This is a genomic window from Aliiroseovarius sp. F20344, from assembly GCF_023016155.1.
Lineage (GTDB): Bacteria > Pseudomonadota > Alphaproteobacteria > Rhodobacterales > Rhodobacteraceae > Aliiroseovarius.
Window position 1 is genome coordinate 1167283 of sequence record NZ_JALKBG010000008.1, and the last position, 14917, is coordinate 1182199.

16 protein-coding genes and 1 tRNA gene are annotated in these 14917 nt (G+C 55.2%); 10 read left to right on the plus strand and 7 right to left on the minus strand.

Annotated elements, in window-relative coordinates; all coding sequences use genetic code 11:
* Positions 1–35: 35 nt before the first annotated feature.
* From MWU55_RS14675 to MWU55_RS14720, 10 genes are all read left to right on the plus strand, one after another.
* Entirely contained in the window at positions 36–1022 is a 987-nt protein-coding gene (locus tag MWU55_RS14675) for a GlxA family transcriptional regulator (protein ID WP_246937301.1), read from the plus strand.
* The gene (locus MWU55_RS14680) at positions 1019–1531 is read left to right on the plus strand and encodes a GNAT family N-acetyltransferase (protein WP_246937303.1); all 513 of its coding nucleotides are present in this window, start codon (positions 1019–1021) and stop codon (positions 1529–1531) included. The genes MWU55_RS14675 and MWU55_RS14680 overlap by 4 nt, the downstream gene beginning before the upstream one ends.
* A 97-nt stretch (positions 1532–1628) precedes the next feature.
* Complete coding sequence (locus MWU55_RS14685; protein ID WP_246937305.1) at positions 1629–2816, plus strand: ABC transporter substrate-binding protein; 1188 nt, start codon at positions 1629–1631, stop codon at positions 2814–2816.
* 92 nt (positions 2817–2908) lie between these two features.
* A complete protein-coding gene (locus MWU55_RS14690; RefSeq protein ID WP_246937307.1) occupies positions 2909–3691 on the plus strand; it encodes an ABC transporter ATP-binding protein in 783 nt (260 codons plus the stop codon).
* A complete protein-coding gene (locus tag MWU55_RS14695; RefSeq protein ID WP_246937309.1) occupies positions 3688–4515 on the plus strand; it encodes an ABC transporter ATP-binding protein in 828 nt (275 codons plus the stop codon). The genes MWU55_RS14690 and MWU55_RS14695 overlap by 4 nt, the downstream gene beginning before the upstream one ends.
* 3 nt (positions 4516–4518) lie before the next feature.
* Complete coding sequence (locus MWU55_RS14700) at positions 4519–4941, plus strand: hypothetical protein (protein WP_246937311.1); 423 nt, start codon at positions 4519–4521, stop codon at positions 4939–4941.
* Positions 4938–5297 (plus strand): hypothetical protein, encoded by a 360-nt coding sequence (locus MWU55_RS14705; RefSeq protein ID WP_246937313.1) that lies wholly within the window; start codon positions 4938–4940, stop codon positions 5295–5297. The genes MWU55_RS14700 and MWU55_RS14705 overlap by 4 nt, the downstream gene beginning before the upstream one ends.
* Complete coding sequence (locus MWU55_RS14710; RefSeq protein ID WP_246937315.1) at positions 5297–6307, plus strand: branched-chain amino acid ABC transporter permease; 1011 nt, start codon at positions 5297–5299, stop codon at positions 6305–6307. The genes MWU55_RS14705 and MWU55_RS14710 overlap by 1 nt, the downstream gene beginning before the upstream one ends.
* The gene (locus MWU55_RS14715; protein WP_246937317.1) at positions 6304–7659 is read left to right on the plus strand and encodes a branched-chain amino acid ABC transporter permease; all 1356 of its coding nucleotides are present in this window, start codon (positions 6304–6306) and stop codon (positions 7657–7659) included. Before MWU55_RS14710 ends, MWU55_RS14715 begins: the two co-directional genes overlap by 4 nt.
* A gap of 3 nt (positions 7660–7662) precedes the next feature.
* The gene (locus tag MWU55_RS14720; protein ID WP_246937319.1) at positions 7663–8256 is read left to right on the plus strand and encodes a nucleotidyltransferase family protein; all 594 of its coding nucleotides are present in this window, start codon (positions 7663–7665) and stop codon (positions 8254–8256) included.
* On the opposite strand, the gene MWU55_RS14725 is transcribed toward MWU55_RS14720, so the two are convergent.
* The 7 genes from MWU55_RS14725 to MWU55_RS14755 form a co-directional block, all read right to left on the minus strand.
* The gene (locus MWU55_RS14725) at positions 8240–8896 is read right to left on the minus strand and encodes a Hint domain-containing protein (RefSeq protein ID WP_246937321.1); all 657 of its coding nucleotides are present in this window, start codon (positions 8894–8896) and stop codon (positions 8240–8242) included. The genes MWU55_RS14720 and MWU55_RS14725 overlap by 17 nt on opposite strands.
* 425 nt (positions 8897–9321) lie before the next feature.
* Positions 9322–10455 carry a cystathionine gamma-lyase gene (locus MWU55_RS14730; protein WP_246937324.1) on the minus strand — a complete coding sequence of 378 codons (1134 nt, stop codon included), beginning with the start codon at positions 10453–10455 and terminating at the stop codon, positions 9322–9324.
* Positions 10456–10508: 53 nt separating this feature from the next.
* Positions 10509–10594: transfer RNA gene (locus tag MWU55_RS14735), tRNA-Leu, on the minus strand.
* 76 nt (positions 10595–10670) lie between these two features.
* On the minus strand, positions 10671–12023 hold the full coding sequence (locus tag MWU55_RS14740) for a TRAP transporter large permease (protein WP_246937326.1): 1353 nt from the start codon (positions 12021–12023) through the stop codon (positions 10671–10673).
* Positions 12020–12604 (minus strand): TRAP transporter small permease, encoded by a 585-nt coding sequence (locus MWU55_RS14745; protein ID WP_246937327.1) that lies wholly within the window; start codon positions 12602–12604, stop codon positions 12020–12022. The genes MWU55_RS14740 and MWU55_RS14745 overlap by 4 nt, the downstream gene beginning before the upstream one ends.
* A 100-nt stretch (positions 12605–12704) precedes the next feature.
* The gene (locus tag MWU55_RS14750; RefSeq protein WP_246937329.1) at positions 12705–13742 is read right to left on the minus strand and encodes a TRAP transporter substrate-binding protein; all 1038 of its coding nucleotides are present in this window, start codon (positions 13740–13742) and stop codon (positions 12705–12707) included.
* 272 nt (positions 13743–14014) lie between these two features.
* Positions 14015–14857: a neutral zinc metallopeptidase gene (locus MWU55_RS14755; protein WP_246937331.1), complete on the minus strand. Its 843-nt coding sequence runs from the start codon at positions 14855–14857 to the stop codon at positions 14015–14017.
* Positions 14858–14917 lie beyond the last annotated feature (60 nt).

Below are 14917 nucleotides of genomic sequence, written 5' to 3' on the forward strand. Positions count from 1 at the left end.
CCTTTATAGAACCCACAACGCGAAGGGTGAGTCGTATGACCAATCTGACAGATAAGAACGAACAGGCCACACGCCGGTTTGTTTTTGTACTGGTTGACGGATTTACCCTGCTGAGTTTTGCGGGCGCAGTTGACGCGTTGCGCATTGCCAATCGGGCAAGCGGCCAGAAGCTGTATGACTGGAAAATTCTGACCGAAGACGGTAGCGAAGTTAAGTCTTCCGCTGGGCCAAGCTTTCTGGCCGATGGTCCGCTGGAAGAGCTACGACGTGACGATACGCTGGTTCTGGTGTCTGGTGTGGATGTGCAAAGCAACTGCAGCACAAAACTGCTGAACTGGTTGCGGCGTGAAGCCCGTCGTGGGGTTCGTATGGCAGGTCTTTGCACGGCAGCTCACATCTTGGCCAAGGCCGGGTTGCTGAACGACAAGCGTGCGACCATTCACTGGGAAAACCACGACAGTTTTGCGGAAGAGTTCGACGAGGTTGAACTGACCAAGCGCGTCTTTGTAGTTGATGGTAAGGTCATGACAGCGGCTGGCGGGACTGCCGCAATTGACCTGATCCTGAAAATCATCGCTGAAGATCAGGGCGAAGACGTTGCCAATGTGGTTGCCGATCAGCAAATCTACACAACCATCCGTACGGAAAGTGACAGCCAACGCCTGTCCGTGCCGACTCGCATTGGCGTTCGCCACCCCAAGCTCAGCGACGTTATCCGTAAGATGGAAGCCAATATCGAAGAGCCGATTTCGCCGTCCGTTCTTGCGACCGAGGTCGGCATGTCGACTCGCCAGTTGGAGCGTTTGTTCCGTCGCTATCTTAATCGTTCTCCCAAACGCTATTACATGGAACTGCGCCTGCAAAAAGCGCGCAACCTGTTGATGCAAACCGATATGAGCGTGATTAACGTCGCCCTGTCCTGCGGGTTCTCCAGCCCCTCACATTTCTCGAAATGCTATCGCTCGCATTATGATACCACGCCGTATCGGGAACGCGGGAGCCGCGGTGCAAGACCGGCGTGATTATCAAGACCGAACGCTTGATATTGCGCCCTCCTGTTGAGGATGACCTAGAAGCGCTGCATCACATATTCTCTCAAGAAGCGGCTATGGCCTATTGGAGCCACCCTGCTCATACGAGCCTTTCCAGAACGCAGGAAACTCTTGATGGCATGATCGCATCCCATGCAGAAACTGGCTTAGAATTTGTGATCGAGCATAGCGGGCAACTGATTGGCAAAGCCGGGCTTTGGCGCCTCGCCGAGATTGGCTATATCATACACCCGGATTTCTGGCGGCGTGGGTTCGCGTGGGAGGCGCTGAACGCGATCATCCAGGTCACTTGGAAAAAACACCCTGCCCTACCTGAAATCACCGCCGAAATTGATCCAAGAAATGACGCGTCAAAACACCTGCTGGCGCGTTTGGGTTTTCGTTTGACGCATTCTGAGCGCGCGACAATCAAGATCAATGGTGAATGGTGCGACAGCGATTACTTTGCCCTTGCACGACCACAGAATGACGACCCGTAAAGCCAGTGGGTTTTTGCCGATTTCCTTTGGTTCGGCCTTTTCTTTTCCGAAGCTCGCGCCTAGGCTCACGCCCACAAAGACCTAAAGGGAGAAAACAATGAAACGATTTCTGATGGCAACCGCCGCAACTGCTCTTGTTGCTGGCGCCGCACATGCAGATGATCACGCAATCAAGCTGGGTACCATTCTTGGTTACACCGGCCCGATTGAAAGCCTGACCCCACATATGGCGGCTGGCGCTGAGCTTGCAATGAAAGAAGTGTCGGATTCGGGTCTGCTGCTCGGCGGTAAATCTGTTGAATCCGTACGCGCAGATTCGACCTGCGTAGACAGCGCGGCTGCCACCGCAGCAGCTGAAAAGCTGATCACCTCGGATGGCGTAAAAGGCCTGATGGGTCCGGATTGTTCGGGTGTCACCGGCGCAGTACTGGCCAACGTCGCACTGCCCAACGGCATCGTGCTGATTTCACCCTCGGCGACCTCTCCGGGTCTGTCGTCTGCTGAAGACAATGGCCTGTTTTTCCGCACCGCACCCTCGGATGCACGTCAGTCCGAAGTCATGTCGTCGATCCTGAAGGAAAAAGGCGTAGGCTCGGTTGCTGTAACCTATACCAACAACGACTACGGCAAGGGCATGGCTGATGCATTCAAAGCCGCCTTTGAAGCTGCAGGTGGCGAAGTGACCATCGTGGCCGCGCACGAAGACGGCAAAGCCGACTACACCGCTGAAGTTGGCGCGCTGGCCTCGGCCGGTGGTGATCTGCTGGTCGTTGCTGGCTATGTGGACCAAGGTGGCGCAGGCATCGTTCGCGGTGCGCTGGACACAGGTGCATTCGACACCTTCCACTTCCCCGATGGCATGATCGGTGCCAACCTGGAAACCAACTTCGGCGCTGATATTGATGGCTCAAGCGGTCAGGTTCCGGGCACCGACAGCCCAGGCGCAGCAACTTTCGCCGAAATGGTGGGTGACAAGTTCGACGTAACCTCGCCCTATACCGGCGAAAGCTACGACGCCGCTGCCCTGATCATGTTGGCCATGCAAGCTGCTGGGTCGGCCGAACCGGGCGACTATGCATCGAAAGTGGAAATGGTTGCCAACGCTCCGGGCGAAAAAATCTATCCGGGTGAGCTGGCCAAAGGTCTGCAAATCTTGGCCGATGGTGGCGAGATCGACTATGTCGGCGCAACCGCTGTTGAGCTTGTAAACGGTGGCGAGGCCGCTGGTTCCTACCGCGAGATCACCTTTGAAGGTGGCAAGATGCAGACGGTAAAATACCACTAAACGTCAGTTGATGAAAACGGAACGGCCCGGAATTTATTCCGGGCTGTTTCAATATGTTAAGCAGCTATCTTAAAGTTGCAAAGGGGATGGACATGATCGTCATAGAAGACGTTCACAAGCATTTTGGTGGCTTTCGCGCCGTTGATGGTGCGACGATGCGCATCGAAACCGGTTCTATCACAGGGTTGATCGGACCGAATGGGGCGGGAAAGACCACACTTTTCAACGTGATTGCTGGGGTTCTGAAACCAACCTCTGGTCGCGTTACTATGGCAGGCGAGGACATCACCGGCCTGCCCCCGCATGAGCTGTTTCACAAGGGCCTTCTGCGTACGTTCCAGATCGCGCATGAGTTCAGCTCGATGACGTGTCGTGAGAACATGATGATGGTTCCTGGCAGTCAAACGGGCGAACGGCTTTGGGACACCTGGTTCGGACGCAAACGGATCGCCGACGAGGAGCGCGCTCTGCGCGCCAAGGCAGATGAAGTGCTTGAATTCCTGACGATTTCCCACATCGCAGACTTGCGCGCGGGCGAGATCTCGGGCGGGCAGAAGAAGCTTCTCGAACTTGGCCGCACTATGATGGTCGACGCCAAAATCGTCTTTCTGGATGAGGTTGGCGCAGGCGTGAACCGTACCCTGCTTTACACAATCGCAGACGCCATCAAACGTCTGAACGAAGAACGCGGCTATACCTTTGTTGTGATCGAACACGACATGGATTTCATCGAGAAGATCTGTAACCCGGTGATCTGTATGGCCGAGGGCAAAGTACTGGCCGAAGGCACGCTGGCCGAGATCAAAGCCAATGAACAAGTGATCGAAGCCTATTTGGGCACGGGCTTGAAAAACAAAGACAAGGTGGGCGCATGAGCGGCAATCCCTATCAGGACGATCGCGGCAACAAGGATGCCTCGATCACCAATCCCAAAGGCCAAGGTTCAATGATCCCGGCAACGGGTACGGATCAGGCCGTACACAGCAAAGATGCGTATCTGATCGGTGACAGCATGACCGGCGGGTACGGTAAAAACGGCCCCGACATCCTGCATGACTGCACGATTGCGGTTGAGAAAGGCGAGATTGCGGTCATCGTAGGCCCCAATGGCGCAGGCAAGTCGACCGGCATGAAGGCCGTTTTCGGCATGTTGCACCTGCGCCAGGGCGCGGTTCGCTTGGGTGGCGAAGACATCACAAACCTCGCCCCTCAGGCTCGTGTGCGCAAGGGCATGGGCTTTGTCCCGCAAACCAACAACATTTTCGGCTCGATGAGCGTGGAAGAGAACTTGGAAATGGGTGCGTTCATCCGTGAAGACGGCGTGCAAGAGACCATGGAACAAGTCTATGAGCTGTTTCCGATCCTGCGCGAAAAGCGCAACCAGCCCGCGGGCGAGCTGTCCGGCGGCCAGCGTCAACAGGTGGCTGTTGGCCGTGCACTGATGACCAAGCCAACCGTGTTGATGCTTGACGAACCTACAGCGGGAGTCAGCCCCATCGTGATGGACGAGCTGTTTGACCGGATCATCGAGGTCGCCCGCACAGGCATCTCGATCCTGATGGTCGAACAAAACGCCCGCCAAGCACTTGAGATTGCAGACAAAGGCTATGTCCTTGTGCAAGGTCGCAACGCGCATACCGGATCGGGCAAAGAGCTTCTGGCCGACCCCGAAGTCCGCCGTTCGTTCTTGGGGGGCTGAGGGATGAGTAACGCGATATGCATTCGACCACATTACACTCTTCTTGGGCTGTCGGCATTCGTTGCGCTTGCCTCGCCGATCACAGCAGAAACTGTTCCAACCGAAGACGAAATGGTGTTTGAAATCATTTGTGACTTCGACAGAAGTTTTAGCGACGAGTCAGAAAAGCCCAAAGAAAGGAATGATGTTCGGGTGATTGCCTCAACATCAAAACCCGAGTTGATTGATAGAAACCATGATTCCTTTGAGGTTCAAAGCTATGACGGCGCGAGACACTTTATCTCCCCGTATGTCGGGGGTGTTCTTCGTGGGATACATACCACCATCTACAAAGATGGGACTGGCGTCAGGGTGACCCAATCTGTTTTTTCCGATGGAGTGCATGTCAGCGTCGAGACAGGAAAATGCGAGGTGAATGAGAAATGATCTTTCGGAACTCGCTCGCGACTCGTCTTACCTTTGCACTGATCCTGAGCACCTTGTCCCTGCCTGCCTTTGCACAAGAATGCTTGTTTGAAACCGAATGCTACGAAGCTGACGCCTGTCAAGAAACCGCGTTCTCTCTGACCGCTGACCTTGATGGCGAGCGTCTGATCACGGATTTCGGTGACCTGACCATCGTTGCCGCCAAACAATCCGGCGCATTAACCACGATCTTCTCCACCGGTGACGGCGCTGAATATCTTCTGTCCCGCAACGGGGATACCGCGCGCTTTACGGCGCATGCCAATGATGGCCCAACGGTGATCACCTATTTGGGCACCTGTAAGGGAGAGTTCTGATGGACTTTCTGAACGCGCTTGTGGCGCTTTCCAATTTTGTACTGATCCCGGCCATCGCCTATGGCAGCCAGTTGGCGCTTGGCGCGCTGGGGGTCACGCTGATCTACGGCATCCTGAGGTTCTCGAACTTCGCGCATGGTGACACCATGGCTTTTGGGGCAATGGTAACGATCCTGTTCACCTGGTGGTTCCAGAACATGGGCCTGTCCATCAACCCTCTGCCGACCGCCCTTCTTGCTCTGCCCTTCGGAATTGCGGCAACGGCCGTCCTGCTGATCGTCACAGATCGCACGGTCTATCGTTTTTATCGTCGGGTCAAAGCAAAGCCGATTGTGTTTGTTATGGCCTCGTTGGGTGTGATGTTCATCATGAACGGCATCGTTCGCTTCATCATTGGCCCCGGAGAGCAGAGATTTGCAGATGGTGCACGTTTCATCATCAAAGCGCGTGACTTCAAAAACGCCACGGGCCTGAACGAAGGTCTGGCCTTCAAGACAAGCCAAGGCATCACCATTGTCACCGCGATCATTGTTGTGGCCGCGCTGTTTTGGTTCCTGAATCGAACACGCACCGGTAAATCCATGCGCGCGTTTTCGGACAACGAGGATTTGGCGCTGCTGTCAGGCATCAACCCCGAGCGTGTCGTGGTCATCACTTGGATCATTGTCGCGGCTTTGATCACCATCGCAGGCACGCTTTATGGGTTGGACAAATCCTTTAAGCCATTCACCTATTTTCAACTTCTGCTGCCAATCTTTGCGTCCGCAATTGTTGGCGGATTGGGGAACCCGTTGGGCGCCATTGCAGGCGGATTTGTCATCGCCTTTTCCGAGATCACCATCACCTACGCGTGGAAGAAGGTCGCAACTTATCTGTTGCCGGAAAGCCTTGAACCCTCAAGCCTCGTGCAGCTGATGTCTACGGATTATAAATTTGCGGTCAGCTTTGTGATCCTGATTGTGGTCTTGCTTTTCAAACCCACCGGTCTTTTCAAGGGGCAATCGCTATGAACCAGTCTCTTCGTACTCCGCTTTTGTTCGCAGCTGTCGCGCTTTTGTTTATCCTTCAGGGATCGACAAATTGGTGGGTCTTTGCAGGCAGCTGGAACTCTTCGTTGTCCATTCTGAACATGGCGCTGATTTCAGCCATCATGGCTTTGGGCGTGAACCTTCAATGGGGCTATGCCGGGCTGTTTAATGTCGGGATCATGGGGTTTGTGGCCCTTGGTGGTCTTGCAACCGTATTGGTCGCGATGCCAACGACGCCAGGCGCGTGGAGCTCTGGCGGTCTTGGTATCGTCTTTGGCCTCTTGGTTGGTGCCGCGACCGTTATCCTGGCGGTTTTGATCTATGGCCGCATGGCTGCGGGTCGTGGTCGAATGCTGGCAGTGGCTGGCACCTTGATCGCTGGGTTTGTCCTCTTTCGTTTTATCTTCGACGCTGGTGTGGCAGGGGTCGAGGCGATCAATCCCGCACAAACCGGGTATCTGGGGGGCCTGAACCCCGGTGGTCCAGACAATTACAAAGCTCATGGCTACATGACCATTTTGGCGTGGCCCGTAGGTGGTCTTTTGGCCGCTGGTGTTGCATGGGTCGTTGGCAAAACCGCTTTGGGTCTGCGCTCGGATTATCTTGCGATTGCGACGCTTGGTATCTCGGAGATTGTGCTTGCCGTTATCAAGAACGAAGACTGGCTGGCACGCGGCGTGAAAAACGTCATCGGCATTCCCCGCCCGGTCCCGTACGAGATTGATCTGCAAAAGAACGCGGATTTCATCGCGCGCGCGGACAGCATTGGTCTAGACACGACGACCGCATCAACCTTGGCGGTGAAACTGTCTTACTCGGCCCTGTTCACAGTGGTTCTGGTCGCACTGATCATCCTGGCGCAGCTTTCGCTGAATTCACCATGGGGCCGCATGATGCGCGCCATTCGCGACAATGAAGTCGCGGCGCAGGCGATGGGCAAGGACGTCACAAAGCGCCACTTGCAGATCTTTGTGCTTGGGTCGGCCCTGTGCGGATTGGCGGGCGCAATGATGACCACGCTTGATGGGCAGCTGGTTCCCGGCACCTATCAGCCCTTGCGCTTCACCTTCCTGATCTGGGTGATGGTGATTGTTGGGGGGTCAGGTAACAACCTTGGATCTGTTCTTGGCGCGTTCCTGATCTGGTTCCTCTGGATCCAGGTGGAGCCGATTGGCTATTGGTTGATGTCCGTGGTCACGATGGGGCTTGAGGAAGGCTCTGCGCTGAAATCCCACCTGTTGGATTCCGCGGCGCATATGCGCCTCTTCTCGATGGGGATCGTATTGCTTTTGGTCCTCAGATTCAGCCCACGCGGCTTGATCCCGGAAAAGTAAATCATGTCGGCGGCCGATATTGCGATAGTGCTTTTGGCCGCCGGTCGGTCCCGCCGTATGGGACAAGACAAGCTGATGCGGATGCTGCCCTCCGGGCAGCTCCTTGTTGAAAACCGCATCGAAATGATCAATCAAGCCGGGTTCGTTCCCTATGTTGCTGTCCCACACGACAGCGATATTAAACAGCTTGTGGAGCAATCTAGGGCGACCTGCGTTCCAGTGTCGACAGACATCCAAGGGATGGGGCATAGCCTGTCAACGGCGGTGAAAGCTCTTCCACCTATCTCGACCGGTATTGTGGTTGTGCTGGCGGACCTGCCAGACCTGACGGCACAGGATCTTACGTCAATCCTGAACGCTTTCGACGGCCAGTCGATCCTGCGCGCAACCAGCGATGATGGCAAAGCCGGACATCCCGTGGTCTTTCCGGCAAGGCTCCGACCAGAGTTGGAAGCTTTAACAGGGGATAATGGGGCCAAACAGGTGATGTCGTCTGAAGCGGTTCAGCACCACCCATTGCCCAAGAAAAATGCCATTCGGGATTTGGATACCCCGGAAGACTGGCGCGCTTGGGAGAAAACTAAGCGGAAAAAATAACGCTGGCTTCGCGGCGGTCGATTACCAGATGGTCGCGCAGATACGAGGCGATGCCACGTTGGCTACGAAGTCTTGGAAGCGCTGCCAAGATCTCATCCGCAGCTTCTGGTGCATCGCGACGGATCAGATCGATCTCAGGGATCAGGCTTTCCACCCAGTAGTCACCGCAACGGATCATTTCAGTCTTATCCAATAGAATATGCACCATCATCGGTGCGACTGTGTCATCAACTTCTGCCTGACCAAAATCTGCCAGCATATGGGCCCCACAAACGACCTGCGGCTCCCCCGTTAGCATTTCACAGAAAGGGTGATCAACCAAAACCAGGCTGCCGGGAGTGAGAAGAGCACCAGATTGTCCCCCTGACACTTCAGGGAAGCGAACAGGTGCAGCGCGTTGAGTTTTGGTGATGCTCGAATGGCCCAACCAACGGATCGGAACAAAACGGCCTTTAAGTGTTTGGACCTTATCCCCAACTTGCAAGTCACGTGCGGCAACCGGACCACGCGAAGTTTCCACCATCGTGTTGGCCGAGACACCTGACAGAGCGACACCAAGTTTTGCGCGACGGGATTCATTCTGCGCCGAGACAGAAGCCTCACTGCGCACCACCGGAACCCCCGGCCACGAAACGCTCAATTCGTCCTCAATTTTATAGTCACGAAGTACCAACTGTTAACTCACAACTCACCATTTGTGGACTGGATATATGGAACTCCAGTTCTCATTAAGGGGAATATAATCCGAAAAAATGCCTAAAGTGTGAAAATGATCAAAAGAAAAAGGGTGAGACGTGATTTTTCGGTCGCAGTCGTTAATGAAAGCCATCAGGAAATTTCCAAAATGACTTATCTTATTGTTATTTCGTGATTTATATTTCCGGCCGAACAAAAGTAAAATCGTTAAAGCTTGGGTAACGCTTACGTTTGTCTTCTTGTTTTCTCCGAAACAACAAACATTAGACTTATCAATAAATCGCATTCATGGTTTTGAATGGCTTTGAAGCGACCTATGGTAGTGCAATCGTTAACGCGACTGTCGATTGTGACAACAATAAGGCTGAGCTACCGCTGACCCAAATTGTTCAAAGAATCACTCAAGTCTTGCAGCAAGGCATCGACAGGTTCGCACCCGACAGATAGTCGGACATAGCCCGGCGACACTTCATCCCCCCACCGCGCCCGACGCTCCGCAGAACTATGTACGCCGCCAAAAGAGGTCGCGGGTCTTAAAAAACGGCACCCTTCGATAAACTGCTCGGCGCGGACTTCTGACCCAAAGTCCAGCCCGATCAAAAATCCAAATCGCTCCATTTGCGACGTGGCCAGATTGTGGGACGGATCGGTTGGAAGACCCGGAAAGCGCACGGATTGCACCGCAGGGTGATTTGCAAGCACCGGGGCCAACTGCTCTGCCGTGTCGCACATTCTGGCGAAGCGCAGTTCAAGCGTTTCAAGCCCACGGTAAAGCGCCCATGCCGCATGGGGCGATGGTATGGCACCCGACATTTTGCGCCAATCCCTGATACGGGCCAGAAGCGCTGTGTCACGCGTCGCCACATGACCCATCAACAGATCGGAATGACCGCCCGGTGCTTTGGTGTCAGACGCCACGACTACATCTGCGCCCAGATCTAACGGGCGTTGCCCAAAAGGCGTCATCGTTGTGTTGTCGACGATTGTGATCCCACCAGCCGCGCGAACCTCTGCACAGATGGCACGCAGATCACATAGATCCAGCCCCGGATTGGACGGTGTTTCGACAAACACCACATCAAATCCCGCAAAACCACCTTCACCAAATTGCGCCGATGGCCGCTCTGTGACGGCCACCCCAAAGCTCGCCAGAAACTCGGAAGACAGCACACGGGTGACGTAATACCCGTCCGAGGGCACCAACAGGCGCTTGCCCGCGCCAAGGCACGCGAACAGAGCCGCCGATATGGCCGCCATGCCAGACGGCAGTGCCACACAAGGCGCATCTTCCAAAATGGCCAGCGCGTTCTCCAGCGCCTCCCATGTTGGATTGTCAACGCGTCCATATCCCGGCGTATCTGCCGGATCCCCCGGCAGATGAAACATCGAGCTTGTCGTGATCGGAAGCGCAATCGGATCCCCCTTGGACAGACCCAGCCCCCGGTGATGCAACAGCTCTGCTGCCCGTTTCATCGAATTGAGATCTTTAGAAGAATCGCTCATGTCATGCTCCGGATTGCCGCCGGAGTACATGTATCACGAATTCGGCGGGAAAGTGGTGCCCAAGGAGAGACTCGAACTCTCACGATGTTACCATCGGGGGATTTTGAATCCCCTGCGTCTACCATTCCGCCACTTGGGCACTGTTTGGGTGAAATACCTAAGCCACGGGGCAAGGTCAACGGCATTTCCGCCCCTGCCCCGTGCAATTTTTCACGTCAGAACAATACGCCGACTAACCAGAGCGTGATGCCCGGGAAAGCCACCAGAACCACCACGCGGATCAGGTCTGACAATACGAAGGGGGCAACGCCGCGATAGGTTGCGCTCATCGGGATGTCGCGCGCCATGGAGTTGATGATAAAGAGGTTCATCCCAACGGGTGGTGTGATCAGGCCAACCTCGACCACGATCAGGGCAAGGATGCCGAACCAGATGCCAGCCTCTTCTGGTGTCAGGCCGAAATCCAAGACCTCGATGATCGGATAGAAGATCGGGATGGTCAGAAGGATCATAGACAGGCTGTCCATGACGCACCCGAAAATCAGATAAGCCACCAGCATCAACGTTAACACCAACAACGGCGCATAGCCTTGTGCGGTTACCCATTCAGCCAACATCTGCGGGGCCTGGGTGAACGCGAGGAACGAGTTGAAGATCTGCGCACCCAACACGATGAAAAAGATCATCGCAGTGGATTGTGCGGCCGCCAAAACGCTGTCCAGAAAGCCCTTCCAGTTCAGGCCACCCGTCATCACACCGTAAAGGCCGGTTGCTACCGCACCAACGGCCGCACCCTCGGTCGGGGTGAACAGCGCTTGCACGCCGTCTTTGGTCCAGTTCCAGTCAGCCGCGATGCCACCCATAACCAGTCCAAAGATGACAACAACGGGCCAGATGGACAGAAGGGTTTTGAAACGGTGTGCATAGGGCACACGCTCGGCCGTGGTTGCACTGTCAGGATTGATGCGCACCATAACAGCGACGGTCAGCATATAGCCCAATGCGGCCAGAATGCCCGGCACCAAAGCAGCGATAAACATTTTCACGATGTTCTGCTCGGTCAGGATCGCGTAGATCACCAGAATAACGGAAGGTGGGATCAGAATGCCCAGCGTGCCGCCGGCGGCCAGTACGCCTGTGGACAACGCGTCGGAGTAACCGCGCTTGCGCATTTCCGGCAGTGCCACCTGCCCCATTGTGGAAGCTGTTGCCAGCGACGATCCGCAGACCGCGCCGAAACCGGCACAGGCACCAACAGCAGCCATGGCCACACCACCTTTGCGATGGCCAAGCCAGTCGCTTGCCGCCTCAAACAACGCGCCGGACATGCCGGACTTTGTTGCAAACTGCCCCATCAGCAGGAACAGCGGTACAATCGACAGCGAGTAGCTGGAAAACGTGTCATATGAGAGCGTCTTAAGCTGGCTCAGCGTCACGGATGGACGCCCCATCATATACCAGATGCCAAAGAACCCGGTCAGACCCATAGCCAAACCAATGGGCAGACGCAGGAAGATCGCCAGAAGCATCAGAGCAAAGGCGACAATCGCAAGTTCGATACCGGTCATACGCGTTGTTCCTTACCGTCAAGAACCCAGTTGAAGGACCGCCACATCGTGTAGATGGCGACCAAAAGGAAGAAAGCAGCACCAATCAGGCACAGCCCGAAGGGGATCCACAGAGGGACCTCAAGCTCATAGGTGCTTTCTGCAAAGAAAGGTTTTGATCCCATGCCAAACACTGCACGGAAGGCATCTGATCCAAAGGGGAACTTTTCGCCAAAACCCAGCCAAAGTCGCCACAAGATGATGAAAGCTGCACCGGTCAGGAACACATCGCCGATAAAGCCAAGGAGGGCCTGAATGCGTTCCGGAAGGCGGGTGATGAAGATGTCGACGGTGACGTGGCCCCGTTTGTACTGGCACCATGGCATGAAGGCGAAGACGGCAATGGCACAGCCCATCTCGACAATCTCAAAGTCACCTTTGACGGGCGACAGTCCGTAACCTGACAGCGCGCGTCCGATGATCGACACCACTGTGGTCATCGCAATGCCAACCAACACTGCGCCACCTGAATAGGCCATCCAGCGGCTTAGAAATTCCATGATACGCCCCACCCGGAGCTCGGCAGATTTCGCGATCGCCACGACGTTTCCCCCTAATTTCCCTTTGCTGCGAGATTTGCAGCAGCGCAAGAAAAACTCCGGGCAGACGGTCAGGCCACCCGGAGCGTTCATTTACACCAGATCACTGGTCCGAATATTTAGCAACCAGCTCTTTGGCCAGTGCAACCATGCCTTCGCCGTCCAGACCTTTCGAGGTCATGTCAGCGGCCCAGGCTTCAACCTGTGCATCACCAATGGTTTTGATTTCAGCGACCAGTGCCGGATCCAGCTCGTGGATTTTGTTGTCGGTACCAGCAACGATCTCGCGACCGATCACGTCACCTTTGTCGAACGAAGCACCCGCCCAGCCCGAAGTCTCAAGACCCGAGTTTGCGTCGATGACAGCTTTCAGATCATCAGGAAGACCAGCATAGGTGTCTTTGTTCATCGCCCAGATGAAGAAGGTGTTATAAAGCGAACGGTCACCGGGGATCTCGGTGTGGCTGTCAGCCAGTTCATGCACTTTCAGCGGCGGAACGATTTCCCACGGGATCACGCCACCTTCAACAACGCCTTTGGACAAGCTTTCGGGGAAGGTCGGCAGAGGCATGCCAACAGGCGTGGCACCCAGCGTTTCGAACAGAGTGTTTGCCTGACGCGACGGGCCGCGCAGTTTCAGGCCATCGAAATCGGCCAGAGCCATTACGGGCTCGCCTTTCTTGTGGATGACGCCGGGGCCGTGAACGTGCACTGCAAGCAGCTTAACGTCGCCCATACGTTCCATCAGGTACTTTTCCGAAAACTCCCATGCCGCTTTCGACGATGCTTCTGCATTACGTGCGGTCATGAAGGGCAGTTCAAAAGCTTCTGCTTCCGGGAAACGGCCCGGAGTGTATGCAGGCAGTGCCCAACCACAGTCGATCACGCCGTCACGGATTTGGTCGTAAAGCGCTTGAGGCTTACCGCCCAGCTGCATCGCTGGGTACAGTTCAACCTTGATGCGGCCACCCGAGTCTTTCTCGATTTTCTCGGCCCATGGCGCCATGAAGTAAAGCGGCGTCGAGCCCTTTGGCGGCAGGAAGTGTTGACAGCGCAGTGTCACGTCCTGTGCAAAGCTGGCTGTTGCGCTCAATCCTACGGCAAAGGCGCCGGCCAGAGTGGCTTTGGTCATAAATTTCATTTCGCTTCCTCCCAAACGCGAGTGTATATCCCTGCCCGAGTGGTCTACCCGGCATTGGCAACAATAAGATCAGTCTCGGCTGACTCGCGCAAGTTTTTTTGACCGCTTGGTCGGCTTTGTTTGATCCTGTCGCTAAAACGTGTTTAGCTGGATTTCGTTGCGTTCGCAACATTGTTTGTACTATTATATATTATCAACATCTTACGCGCCATGAATGACAAAAAAGAGCGGCTGATGTGTGTTGCCGGCTCAAATACTGAACCGGCAAAGAATCACAAATTACGGGCGGAAAAAGTGTCGCAGCTGCGCATGTCACCACTGTCGAACCCACGCGCAAACCAGCTTGCACGCTGTTCCGAGGTGCCGTGCGTGAAGGTGTGTGGCATCGGAACGCGCCCTGCATTTCGTTGCAACGTGTCGTCCCCAATCTGCCGCGCCGCATTGATGGCCTCGGCAAGATCCCCGCTTTCCAACGTTCCAAACCGCTGTTGAACTTCGCGTGCCCAGATGCCCGAATAGCAATCTGCCTGAAGCTCAATCCGCACAGATATGGAATTGCTTTCAGCTTCGCTGACTTGCTGACGAATACGGTTGGCTTGCATCAAGATGCCAAGTTCGTTCTGGACATGATGCGCCACCTCATGGGCCACAACATAGGCCGCCGCGAAATCTCCGCTTGCGCCAAGCTTGCGCGACATCGTGGTGAAGAAGGCTGTGTCCAAATAGACTTTGCGATCTCCGGGACAGTAAAACGGCCCGGTCGCACCCGAAGCTCCGCCACAAGGGCTTTGCGTGACACCTTTATAAAGAACCAATGTGACCGGGTTGTAGCTTTCGCCAACCTGCGATCGGAACAGGCTTGACCAAACATCTTCCGTGTCTGCCAAGGTGACCGAGACGAATTCACCGGCCTGACGATCAGCTTCAGTTATTTCACCACCACCGCTGTCACCAGAGCCGCCGCCGCCCTGCAACAGAGGTGTCACATCCACACCCATGAAATAGCCAATGGCAAGCACTGCCAGCAAGCCCAGCCCACCAACTTGCGCCTTGCCCGCGCCTGCGCGTCTGCGATCTTCGATGTTACGGCTTCCGCGCCGACCCTGCCATTTCATACTGAGCTTCCTTTACCTGTTACGCATCGGTGTCGTTCACAGGCAGTTTACCGACCTAAT